The organism is Cupriavidus sp. SIMBA_020 (genome assembly GCF_046535395.1).
Classification (GTDB): Bacteria; Pseudomonadota; Gammaproteobacteria; order Burkholderiales; family Burkholderiaceae; genus Cupriavidus; species Cupriavidus campinensis.
Genome location: NZ_JAWRWU010000300.1, coordinates 1 through 305, shown reverse-complemented (window position 1 = coordinate 305; position 305 = coordinate 1). Strand labels below are relative to the sequence as shown.

Genomic DNA, 305 nt, shown 5'->3' with positions numbered 1-305 from the left:
CGTGTTGCACCGGAGTACGGCGGGAGGGGCGATGTTCCCGGTAGGTCGCGGCGAGCGTGCGCAACGCTTCACGGGAGCGCTGGTCCGACAGCGTCGAATGCAGGACGATTCTCGACGACGGCAGGTCGGGGAGGCCGAAGCGCTGACTGACCTCGATCGTGTCGGGTGGCGCGAGCCGGCACGAGAAGGCCGCCACCGCCAGGCCGGCCGACACGGCAGCTATCACCGCCGCGTGCCCGCCGCCGACGAACACCTCGGTCCAGCTGATGCCCGCGTCGTCGAGCGCGCGCATTGCTATGTCGCGC

General features: G+C 70.8%; 1 pseudogene. It reads right to left on the bottom strand.

The window, feature by feature from the left end:
* Window positions 1-292 (bottom strand): annotated as a pseudogene (locus SB751_RS29305) (LysR family transcriptional regulator); the annotation flags it as partial.
* Window positions 293-305 lie beyond the last annotated feature (13 nt).